Origin of the sequence: Kitasatospora sp. NPDC059462, assembly GCF_042749955.1 — a bacterium.
Lineage (GTDB): Bacteria > Actinomycetota > Actinomycetes > Streptomycetales > Streptomycetaceae > Kitasatospora.
Window position 1 is genome coordinate 57203 of the sequence record NZ_JBHYUU010000023.1, and the last position, 9824, is coordinate 67026.

The following is a 9824-nucleotide window of genomic DNA, read 5'->3' on the forward strand; positions in this document are numbered from 1 at the left end:
CGCCCCCGGGCCGACCAGCCCCCTTGGAGAACACCGTGATGGTCCTCGACGCCGTCAGCGTCGCCCCCTGCCACGAACGGGTGGGCCGTGCCTGAACCCACCCCCCGCACCCCCGCCGCCTACATCCACGGCCTCGACGGACCCGTCGTCCTCATCCCCGCACGCATCGCCGCCTGGCTCGACCGCCACGCCGACCTCGCCCAACTCCGCATCCAACACCGCGGATCCGACCCCGAACTCGACGCCGTCCTCGTCGCCCTCCGCACCGCCGCCCTCGCCTGGCGCACTGCCGCCACCGGCACACCACAACGGCAACAACCGGCACCCCTCCCAAAGTGGTTGGGAACCACAGCCGCAGCCGACCACCTCGGCCTCGCACCCCGCACCATCCGCCTCGCCTGCGAAACCGGCGCCCTGCCCGCCCGCCAGATCGACGGCCGATGGCGCATCGCCCTCGAAGACCTCCAGCACTACCGCGCAGCCCGCGCCGCCTGAAAGGACACCACCTTGACCACCAACCCCTTCGCCGACGACCCCACCCTCGTCGGCACCTACGCCGGCGGCCAGTGGACCGTCACCGGCCGCCGCTACACCACCACCGACATGACCACCCTCCACCAGACCCTCGCCGCCGAAACCGCCCGCATCACCAACAGCCGCACCCTCAGCGACGAAGCCAAGCGCATCGCCCTCGCCAAGGCCTACACCACCGCCCGCGACCACGCCGCCCAACTCCGCCAGCAGGCCGAGGACAACACCCGCAACCAGCGGACCACGCTGGAACGCAAGCTGTTCGGCTCCACCACCGACCTCGACCCCACCGCCGCCATCAGCCGGCGCGACGCCGCCGACCGCGCCGCCAAGCTCACCGACCCCGTCGAGGCTGGCCGCCTCCTCCAGCGCGCCGACCGCAGCGGAGACCAGCACCTCGCCCAGGCCATCGCCGCCCACGCCGCCGACATGTGGTGGTGGGACATCGTCGAGCAGTGGACCAACGGCCGACCCGACGCCGCGGCCACCATCGCCGCCCTGCGGGACCTCCCCAACGTGGACGACCCCGTCAACAAGCTCACTGCGGCCATGACCTACGCCGTCCCCCGGCCGGGCCCGATCAGCAACCTCACCGACTACCAGCTCGACACCCTCGCGGCCACCCAGCTCGACAGCTGACCCCAGCACAGCCGGTCCCTGCCCACCGCCCTGAGGCAGGGGCCGCGCCCCAGGCCCGAGCACCCGCTCGCAGGGGTGGGGGCACCCCCTCCCCCCGGCCCCTTCCCCGCTACGCGTATAGGTGCTGGCTGTGTGTACGGGCCTGGGGGTTTGAGAGTCGTACGACGGAAGGACACTAGATGGCGTTGATCAGAGTCATGGTGGCCGGGTTCCGGACGGCCTACCGGTCGCCAGCGCTCACCTGCGGGCATTGCGGCGGGCCGCTACCGGTCCAGAAGCACCAGGGCCGGCCACGGAAGTGGTGCAGTGAGTCCTGTCGGCTGCGCGCGACCCGGGCCCGCACACAGAGTGCGCAAGCAACGATTGAAGAAGGCACGAAGGCCTGACCTACCGGGAAACCCGACCGACACCGCGCCCGGCCACCACCCCAGCGGCCAGGCGCGCATCTGCGTGTCCAGGCCCTCAGCAGAGCGCCCGGCCGGCCTCGATCACCGCGCTGATGTCCACCTTCAGCCCGTGCCCCAGGTTCAGGTCATCGGCCCAGATCGCCAGCGGCTTCGGGTACTTGCCCTGAGCGAGCCCATTCACGCCGTACTCGACACCATCGGTCTCGAACGTCACCTGCTGGCCGGTCCGGCAACGCAGCAGGCCCGACTCGACGGTGAACGGCCACGGCGTGAGCGAGGCCCGCGACACCGTACGACTGTGCGCGGAACCCGCTGCCGCTGCTGGCGGCACCGCAGCGCCGGACGGAGCGTCCCGCCTCGAAGACGCGACAGGCCGACTTGCTTCCGATACCTCCCCTGACCCGGCGTCCCTGTCCGTAAGCCAGGCGAAGCCGAACACCACAACGAGGAAGCTGCCAGCAGCAATCCACTGTCCGCGTCCATACGTTGGCGTTTTGCGCGGCTGCAGACCATCCATGTTTCCTCCCCAATCGGGCGACAGCGTAGAGCGGCTGAGAGTTGGCGGGCCAACTCGACCTCATCGCAGGTCTGCGTAGCCCGGAGAGCAACGCAGATCCGCCGAATCCCCCTCACCGCCCGCCCTGACCCGCCATCCTGGTGACTCACCCCAGCTGAGAGGGAGAACACCATGACGCTCAAGTTCCTCGGTAGCACCAGCGAAGACGGCAAGTGCCCGACGCTGTACGAGACGGAGACCGGCGACATCGTCGTCCAGGGGTACCAGCTCACCGATCCCGAAGCCCTCGCCCAGCTGCGGAACGTACTGCCTGGCGAGACCTTCGTCGTCGTCCCCCGAGACCTGTTGACTCGCTTCACTCCTAAGGCCTGACCCATGCCCGAGTTCATCAGCGACGACCAGTTCGACCACTTCTTCGGCGACGGGTTCGCCCACACCGCATGGCGGTTGGAGAGCCGCCGCGGTTACGCCTCCGACCGATCCGGAGACGGCTTCAAGCGGTGGCTGCGCGGCGAGGACCCGCAGACCGACCCGAACCGCCCGTGGTGCCAGAGCATCGCGGCGCAGACCGCGGCCGGCAAGCGCGTCGGGCGGGTGCGCATCGCCGATGAGCCGATCACCGACGGGCAGGCATACCTGCTGCACGTCGGCTGGGCCAACGTCCAGGCAGGCGAAGACATCAGGCACCTGCCGCGAGCGACCGCCTTGCGCCTCAACCTTCCGGAGCGCGATTTCTGGCTGTTCGACTCCGAACACCTACTGGAGATGCACTTCGACCAGGACGACAACTACCTCGGCGCCGAACTGGTCGACGACCCCGAGAGGGTTCTCGAAGCCTGCCAGATTCGCGACCGTGCGCGGCACTACGCCGTGCCCCGGGCCGAGTTCGCCGACAATGTGGCGTCCCGGGTGTGAGCGACTTCCAGCGGGCCCGTGAGGCTCTCGGGCTTCGTCTCCAGCAGCTGCGCGGAGACTCAGGGCTGACCGGCCGGGCGCTGGCCGCTCAGCTTGGCTGGCCCCACTCGAAGATCAGCAAGCTGGAGAACGGCCGCCAGACCGCCACTCCCCACGACCTCGCCGCGTGGGCCGGGGCGACCGGCCACCCGGCGCTGTCCAGTTCCCTGCAATCCGATCTGGCCGCTTTGGAGACGCATTACCGGTCGTGGCGTCGCCGCCTGGCCAGCGGCCACCAGCCAGCCCAGCAGGAAGCCGGGGCTCAGGAGCGCGGCGCCCAGGTCGTAAGGGCCTACGAGCCGAACGTCGTGCCCGGCATGCTCCAGACCCCCGACTATGCCCGGCATGTCCTGCTCGCCTCAGCCGCGCTCCACCAGTCGCCCCGGGACACGGACGACGCCGTACGTGAGCGGATGCGCCGCCAGGAACTGCTGTACGCGCCCGGCCGGCGCTTCCGGTTCATCCTCTGGGAAGGGGCTCTGAGAGCCCGGGTGTGCCCGCCCGGGGTGCTCGCCTCCCAGTTGGACCGGTTGTCCGGATTGGTCGGGCTCGACACGGTCAGTATCGGGGTCATCCCGTTCTCGGCGGACCTTCCGTTGACGCTGCGGCACGGCTTCTGGATCCACGACCAGTCGTACGTGACCGTCGAAACCATCAACGCCGCGCTGCACCTCGACGACCAGGCGGACGTAGCGCTCTACCTCCGGGCCTGGGGGATGTACGAGCAGACGGCCGCCGCGGGCGCCGATGCCCGCCGCATCATCGTCGCGGCCCGTCACTCACTCGGCGCAACCTGAGAAGCACCGGGAAGCACCGAGAACCCGCCTCGAAACATCGAGAAACACAGCCCCCTTGCCAAGAAACCCCGCCCTACCGTGCTGGGTGCAACAGGCTGGCCGCCTACCCGGTCCGACCTGTCTGCCGATACCCCAGCACGGCCAAGGGAGGACGAGTGGGCTGGACCGCAGATGAGGACTGGACTGTCAGCGTCGAGGGGCACCTCGACCCGGTGGCGCTGCCGCCAACGGCGGCCCTGACCGCCGTGTGGCAGGCCGTCCGGGAACTGGACCTGGGCGAGCAGCAGCACGCCGCCTTGCGCTGCCTCTTCGGCACCGGGGCCACCGAGATGGTCGAGGGGGCACTCGACGGCGGCCAGCTCGACTTCCCGGTCGTCCTCCCGGACAGCCGGATCATGATCCGTGTCCGCCGCGGTGACGGCCGGACCGCCAGGCAGCGGTACAGCGAGCGGTACCGGGTGGTGCAGCAGCCGCGGCAGGGGCGGAACCCTGGGCTCTGGTACGTCGAAGACACCACGACGGGCGAGCCGGTCCGCGAGGACGGCCACGTCCTGCGGTGGGGCATCGCGGCGAGCGCGCAGTCCTGGATCAGCAGACAGCTGGCCCGCGGCGACTACCAGGGGAAGGCCGGACATGCCGCAGCCTCCTGACGCCGCCCCCGCAGCCGGCGTGCTGCTCAGACCGAAGGCCCGGTGCGCGACGTGCCAGCACCTTGCCGCGCAGCATTCCGCCGCCGAGCGCGCCCGTGACGCCAGCGCCTCGACGGACGCGCGCGTCCTCATGCGGCGCCACCACGCGGCCGCTCACCAGTGATCGACGACACCCAGGACGACTACCGCGCCGCCACGTGGCCGCGTGGCCGTCCCCCGGCCCCGGCCCGGTGGGCGGCGGCCTACGCCGTCACCGTCACTGCCCTACTGCTGGGCATCGCACTACTGCTCGCCACCAACACCTAGGACCGACATGGCGAAGAACCTCATAGGCAAACTGCTGTCCAAGGGCTCGACCCCGGCCAAGGGCAAGGGCTCGACCCCGGCCAAGGGCTCGGCGGAGGAACGAGCGGCTGAGGCTGCCGGCCACGCGGAGATGGCCCGCTTCGCCGTCGAGAGCGAGAGCACCGGCGGCGAGGTAGGACACCGCCACTCCAAGGCGGTCAGGTCGGCGTGGGGGCTGCGGAACAAGTCGCGGGACGACCCGTACAGCGACCTCGATTGACGGCTGCTGGCAGCCCCTCCCCCGGCCGGTAGGCGGGCAGGTAGGCAAGCCGGTAGGCGGTCGGGTAGGCGGGTAGTCGTCGCAGGTTAGACCGCGCCTACCCGGCCGCCTACCGTGCTTCCCGGCCAGGGTGGGGGAGGGGCCGCGGGCTCCCTTTGCTGTCGGGGGATCGATGCCGTCGAGGGTGTCCATGGCCGTGGACACCCCGGTTCCATCCGGCCGACGGACGGAACCGGTGCCGTCGGCCGGACCGACCCCACCCCGAGGGGTACGCGTCGAGTGAGTACCCCTCGCGGCCGGGGTCGGGTTCCGTCGGACGGCGCGACGGAACCCGGGATCGGCTTCACACGGCGACGCGAAGACCACCGACGCCAAGGGGAATGCACACTACGCACCCCCCTTACTGACGGGCCCGCCCGTGCCTGGGCTTGTGAAGTCCCTCAAGACCCCAACCGACTCGGGTCCTTCCGGGACCTCTGTGAGGGACAGCCTGTCCCTCACAACCGTTTCCGTCCGGGCACGGTTCTTCCCGGAGTCGGGAAAATTGCAGGTCAGACCCCTGACTCGCCACCTGCTTGGTGCTCCGGACCACGCCGGCCCGGAGCACCAACCGGGGGCGGGAGACCCACGGTTCACCGCCCGGTCAGCACGCCCTCGGCCGCAGCGTCGGGAGCTTTTTCGGCGGTCCCCGAAGAAGCCCCCGCCGCACCGAACCGCCGGTAGTAGCGGGACGCGGTCGACTGACTCACCCCGCACCGGGCGGCCGCCGAGCGGGTGCTCAGCCCCCGCCGCCAAGCCCCCAGCAGCGCGCCCTCCGTACCCCGCGGCACCGGTCGTTGAGCCTGACTCACCCCTGACTCGGCGAGCTCCGGCCCGCCCTGCCGGGGCATTGCCGTCCGCCACACGAACGGGCCCGCCAGCGCCGCGCCGATGAGGTCAGCCACGCTGACACCACGCCCGACGGCCCCGCTCACCGGGCACCCTCCGCCCGCTGCAGCTCGGCCAGCCTGCGGGCCATGACCCGCAACTCGACCACCCGGCCGGCCAGCGCATCGGCGAGTGCGTACACCTCGCCGGGGTCGAGCCGGTGCCATCCCTCCAGGCCGAGCAGCACCCCCAGCTTCACACCGCAGTCGGACAGGTTGCTGCTGTACGGGTACTGGCACACGCCGGCGTCGAGGAGCTGCACGGTGCCGAGGGGCACGGACACGGTCAGCGCCGTCTCCGGCCCCTCGTGGGCGAGGTCGACCAGGTGCAGCCCGTCCTCGTGGACGCCGAGGCACCACGACGGGCACGGCACCGTCACCGGCCCCTGGTCGAGGGTGTTCACCGTCGCGGTGCGGCGCGCGCTCACAGGGCACCGCCCCGCGGGACGCTCGCCCGGTCGATCGCAGCGTCGAGGCGGACGCTGTACGGGCCGACGGCGAGCCGGCACCAGGAGCTGTTGCCGAACAGGTCGTCGCCCTCGACGTCCCACGGCGAGACGCGCCGCTCCAGACGGGCGGCGAGCCGGTACACGGCGGCGAGCAGAACGTCCCGCGGGTCGGTGCCGTCGAGGCCGGCGGACCGCATCATGAGGTGCAGCGGGCCGGCGGCGAAGTAGTCCGGCAAGCGCTTCCGACGGCCGGGCAGGACGGGGGTAGGGTCATGGGTCATGGTCGGGCTCCTTGTTGGTAGGAGCCCGGCTCAGGCGTCGCCCGATGGTCGCACACCGGGCGGCGCCGTCTCGTCTCGCAGTACACATTCAGTACACATGAGGCCGAGATGAGCCGGGACAACGGGGGATAACGCGGGATACGTTTCCCCAGGTCAACCGGCCTATGGAGCCTGTTTCTGCTGGTCAGCGAAGTGCCTCTAACACACGCGGCCTGCGTTCGCCACGCGGGTGCGGTGCACACAGATTGACCGGAAGTGCCGGCCCGCCGGCCTTCCCCGTAGCTGCCCGGCCGGTTCCCCACCGGCCGGGCAGTACGCGTTTGCGGCAGGGCGACCGCACCGGGCGGGCGGACCTCCGGGATGCCTGTCCCGGTCTCCGGTGGGACCGGTAGGGTCCCGGGTGACCGGCATCCCGCGTCGAGGGCCCGAGGGGGGCACACATTGGGGACACCGCCGCCACCGCCATCGCCACCGCCGTCGCAGGGCGGACCCGGCTTCGCCGGATTCCCTCAGCAACCGCAGTCGCAGCCGTCGGCGCCGAACAGTCCTCCCGGCTTCGGGCCGCCGCCCGGCCTGCCCAGCGCGCCCGGTGGTCCTGCGGCGGGTGGTCCTGCGGCGGGTGGCGGGCGGGGCGGCGGGCTGCGGCGCAACGCGGTGTGGGCGTTCGTCGGCGCGATCCTCGCGTCGGTGGTCTGGACCGGCACCGTCGTGCTGGTGCCCGGCATCGTCGACGGCGATTCCGGCTCGGCCGCGAAGAGCGTCCGCGGCTACCACCCCGTCGACCGGATCTGCGACGCGGGCAAGCTCACGGCGTTCCGCGGCAAGTACAAGATGGTCGACAACTACCCGCTGGAGCACACCGGCCGCAGCGAGTCCATGGACGTCATGCGCTGCTACGCCCTGATGAAGCGCACGCCCGACGGCAGCGAGACCCCCGAGTACGCCACCCTCGACATCCGGGCCGAACTGCACAAGGCCGTCGACTCCGTCCCCGAGTTCGCCGCCGTACGGCACTACTTCGAGCAGCAGAAGTACGAGATCACCGACGCTCCGGGCCTCGGCGAGGAGGCCTACTTCGCCTACGGCGACGAGCCGACCAGCTCGGACAAGACCTTCCACGACATCAACTACTACCTTCAGGTCCGCGACGGCGCCATGACGTACTCGCTGTACTGGACGGACAACTACCAGGTCGGCAAGAACCACACGCTGGACCGCGAGACCGTGCGCAAGGCCATGCTCGACGACACCCGGGACATGCTCAGGGCGATCGGCGGGGCCTGACGGGCCATGGCGGGCCGTGACGGGGGCGCCCGTCCGGCCGGATCAGTACGACGGTGTCCGGGAGCCGGCCCGGGCGGCCCTCGCCACGGCGACGACGGCCCGCTCCAGCGCGAAGGCCGGGTCGTCGGAGCCGCCCTTGACGGCAGCGTCCGCCTGGGCGATCGCGGTCAGGGCGGTGGCCACGGCGTCGCCCGTCCAGCCGCGCATCTGCTGGCGGACCCGCTCGACCTTCCACGGCGGCATGCCCAGCTCGCGCGCCAGGTCCGCCGGGCGCATGTTCCGCCCGGCGGACGCCAGCCGGCCGATGCTGCGCACGCCGGAGGCCAGGGCGTAGGTGATGCCGGTGGGCGGCTGGCCGACGGCCAGCGCCCAGCGCAGCCGCTCCAGCGCCTCGGCGGCCCGGCCGGTGACCGCCAGGTCCGCCACCTCGAAGCCGGTCGCCTCGGCGCGGCCGCTGTAGTAGCGGGCCACCACGGTCTCGTCGATGGCGCCCTCGACGTCGGAGGTGAGCTGGCTGCACGCGGCCGCGAGCTCGCGCAGGTCGCTGCCGAGCGCGTCCAGCAGGGCCTGGCAGGCCTCCGGTGTCGCCGAGCGGCCGAGCGTGCGGAACTCGCCCCGGACGAAGGCCAGCCGCTCGCTCGCCTTGGCGAGCTTGGCGCAGGCCACCTCGCGGCCGCCCGCCTTGCGGCCCGCGTCCAGCAGGCCCTTGCCCTTGGCGCCGCCCGCGTGCACCAGGACCATGATCACTTCTTCGGCGGGGGCCTCGATGTACGCCTTGACCTCCTTGACGGAGTCGGCGGAGAGGTCCTGGGCGGCCCTGACCACGATGACCTTGCGCTCGGCGAAGAGCGACGGGGTGGTCAGCTCGGCCAGGCTGCCCGGTTGCAGGCCGCCCGGCGGGAGGTCCCGCACGTCGGTGTCCGGGTCGGCGGCCTTCGCCGCGGCCACCACCTGGGCGACCGCGCGGTCCAGCAGCAGCTCCTCCTGGCCGACCGCGAGGGTCAGCGGGGCGAGCAGGTCGTCGGGTGCACTCTTCCTGGCCATCGCCTACCAGCATCCCATGGGGGACGGACAGCTCCGTGCCTGGAGAATGGGCGGGTGACCGAAGACCCCACCACCGACCTGCCGGCCGAGTTCGACCCGCACGCCCGGCAGCTGCTCGTCCTGCCCGACCGCGACGCCGCCGAGGAGGCCGCGGAGGAGCTCGGCGCGGACCACCCGGACCTCGGCGAGCTCGACATCGTCCGCGACGCCCTCGCCGGGGAGGACGACGCCGAGGACGCCCAGTGGCTGGTGGTCGTCGAACCGCCCGAGGCGGGATGGACCGCGGCTCTGCTCCTTGCCCTCGACGCCGTCGCCACCTCCCACGAGGGCTGGCGCGAGGAGCACTGATCCTCGGAGTGGGGAGTCGGCCCCGCCGCCATCCCACTCCGGCCGACGGGCCGCACGTCGTGCCCGCGCGGAGCGCGGCGTCGCCCTCTCCCCTCGCCCCGCCCAACGGGAGCGTCTCCGTTCGTGGCTGCCGGGTGCTGCCCGGCCCGAGCTGTGCGCTCGGGCCGGGCACGCACACCCCGGGGCTCCGCCCCACGGCCGTCGGGCCCAAGCCCTACCGCGCCCCGCCCACCACCACTCCTGCACGTGCCCGGCCCCGAGCGCGCTGCTCGGGGCCGGGCGTTGCGGCGGGTCCGCTCGTGGGTCGCCTGGAGTAGGAAGTCGGTTCGGCCGACTTCCTACTCCTGCGCATGGGGGTGGATGGGCCGCTCAGCGCTTCCCTCGCCCTGCTGGGTGCACGTTTCTGGCGCCGCGCTCCGGGCTCGCCCGGAG

Annotated in this window: 14 protein-coding genes; 10 read left to right on the top strand and 4 right to left on the bottom strand. The window is 72.0% G+C overall.

Going from position 1 to position 9824, the window contains the following annotated elements; all coding sequences use genetic code 11:
* Window positions 1-87: 87 nt before the first annotated feature.
* Both ACFXAM_RS09475 and ACFXAM_RS09480 read left to right on the top strand, forming a co-directional pair.
* The gene (locus ACFXAM_RS09475; RefSeq protein ID WP_380289145.1) at window positions 88-495 is read left to right on the top strand and encodes a helix-turn-helix domain-containing protein; all 408 of its coding nucleotides are present in this window, start codon (window positions 88-90) and stop codon (window positions 493-495) included.
* 12 nt (window positions 496-507) lie between these two features.
* Window positions 508-1170: a hypothetical protein gene (locus tag ACFXAM_RS09480; protein ID WP_380289147.1), complete on the top strand. Its 663-nt coding sequence runs from the start codon at window positions 508-510 to the stop codon at window positions 1168-1170.
* Window positions 1171-1632: 462 nt separating this feature from the next.
* Here ACFXAM_RS09480 and ACFXAM_RS09485 read toward each other — a convergent pair whose 3' ends face one another.
* Entirely contained in the window at window positions 1633-1866 is a 234-nt protein-coding gene (locus ACFXAM_RS09485; RefSeq protein ID WP_380289149.1) for a DUF2511 domain-containing protein, read from the bottom strand.
* 399 nt (window positions 1867-2265) lie between these two features.
* Here ACFXAM_RS09485 and ACFXAM_RS09490 point away from each other — a divergent pair, with 399 nt between their 5' ends.
* The 6 genes from ACFXAM_RS09490 (at window position 2266) to ACFXAM_RS09515 (ending at window position 5060) form a co-directional block, all read left to right on the top strand.
* Window positions 2266-2466, top strand: a complete 201-nt coding sequence (locus ACFXAM_RS09490; protein ID WP_380289151.1) for a hypothetical protein — start codon at window positions 2266-2268, stop codon at window positions 2464-2466.
* A gap of 3 nt (window positions 2467-2469) precedes the next feature.
* Window positions 2470-3009: a DUF6879 family protein gene (locus ACFXAM_RS09495; protein ID WP_380289153.1), complete on the top strand. Its 540-nt coding sequence runs from the start codon at window positions 2470-2472 to the stop codon at window positions 3007-3009.
* Window positions 3006-3845, top strand: coding sequence for a helix-turn-helix domain-containing protein (locus ACFXAM_RS09500; protein ID WP_380289154.1), 840 nt, complete (start codon window positions 3006-3008; stop codon window positions 3843-3845). Before ACFXAM_RS09495 ends, ACFXAM_RS09500 begins: the two co-directional genes overlap by 4 nt.
* A gap of 155 nt (window positions 3846-4000) precedes the next feature.
* The gene (locus ACFXAM_RS09505) at window positions 4001-4495 is read left to right on the top strand and encodes a hypothetical protein (protein ID WP_380289156.1); all 495 of its coding nucleotides are present in this window, start codon (window positions 4001-4003) and stop codon (window positions 4493-4495) included.
* A gap of 159 nt (window positions 4496-4654) precedes the next feature.
* Complete coding sequence (locus tag ACFXAM_RS09510) at window positions 4655-4801, top strand: hypothetical protein (RefSeq protein ID WP_380289158.1); 147 nt, start codon at window positions 4655-4657, stop codon at window positions 4799-4801.
* Between the two features lie 7 nt (window positions 4802-4808).
* Window positions 4809-5060 carry a hypothetical protein gene (locus tag ACFXAM_RS09515; RefSeq protein WP_380289160.1) on the top strand — a complete coding sequence of 84 codons (252 nt, stop codon included), beginning with the start codon at window positions 4809-4811 and terminating at the stop codon, window positions 5058-5060.
* Window positions 5061-6030: 970 nt separating this feature from the next.
* Here ACFXAM_RS09515 and ACFXAM_RS09520 read toward each other — a convergent pair.
* On the bottom strand, window positions 6031-6414 hold the full coding sequence (locus tag ACFXAM_RS09520; protein ID WP_380289162.1) for a DUF6907 domain-containing protein: 384 nt from the start codon (window positions 6412-6414) through the stop codon (window positions 6031-6033).
* Window positions 6411-6716 (bottom strand): hypothetical protein, encoded by a 306-nt coding sequence (locus ACFXAM_RS09525; protein ID WP_380289164.1) that lies wholly within the window; start codon window positions 6714-6716, stop codon window positions 6411-6413. Before ACFXAM_RS09525 ends, ACFXAM_RS09520 begins: the two co-directional genes overlap by 4 nt.
* A 654-nt stretch (window positions 6717-7370) precedes the next feature.
* On the opposite strand from ACFXAM_RS09525, the gene ACFXAM_RS09530 reads away from it, so the two are divergent.
* The gene (locus ACFXAM_RS09530; protein WP_380289166.1) at window positions 7371-8000 is read left to right on the top strand and encodes a hypothetical protein; all 630 of its coding nucleotides are present in this window, start codon (window positions 7371-7373) and stop codon (window positions 7998-8000) included.
* Window positions 8001-8042: 42 nt separating this feature from the next.
* Here the strand turns inward: ACFXAM_RS09530 and holA are convergent, their stop codons facing one another.
* Window positions 8043-9044: a DNA polymerase III subunit delta gene (gene holA, locus ACFXAM_RS09535; RefSeq protein WP_380289168.1), complete on the bottom strand. Its 1002-nt coding sequence runs from the start codon at window positions 9042-9044 to the stop codon at window positions 8043-8045.
* Window positions 9045-9155: 111 nt separating this feature from the next.
* Here holA and ACFXAM_RS09540 point away from each other — a divergent pair, with 111 nt between their 5' ends.
* Window positions 9156-9392 (top strand): hypothetical protein, encoded by a 237-nt coding sequence (locus tag ACFXAM_RS09540; protein ID WP_380289172.1) that lies wholly within the window; start codon window positions 9156-9158, stop codon window positions 9390-9392.
* Window positions 9393-9824: the final 432 nt, after the last annotated feature.